This window comes from Chromohalobacter sp. HP20-39 (assembly GCF_033052815.1).
Lineage (GTDB): Bacteria > Pseudomonadota > Gammaproteobacteria > Pseudomonadales > Halomonadaceae > Chromohalobacter.
Window position 1 is genome coordinate 1 of sequence record NZ_JAWHTP010000637.1, and the last position, 275, is coordinate 275.

Sequence of the window (275 nt, forward strand, 5' to 3'; positions counted from 1 at the left end):
GAAGTAGCTCGCGCTGCCAGGGATGAAGTAGCGATTGTTGGTGACCTCGATGCCCAGGTTGGACCCGCTGCCTGGGTTGGTCGAGAAATATAGGTTGGCGAAGTTACCAGCAGAGTAGGACGCATCCCCGGTGACCTCCAGCCCCACGTAGACATAGCCCGCATCAGCGCGCACACCGACCTTATAGCTGGCGCCATCGTTGATGTTGCCTGGCTTGCCAAAATTGCCATTAGGCGCCGCAGCATTGTGCGTGACGGTCTTGAAGGTCGTGCCCG

The 275-nt window shown here is 58.9% G+C and carries 1 protein-coding gene; it reads right to left on the bottom strand.

The annotated features are described in order from the left end of the window. Nucleotides 1-275: hypothetical protein (locus RVY79_RS19500; RefSeq protein WP_317466229.1), on the bottom strand; the 275-nt coding region annotated here is incomplete at both ends.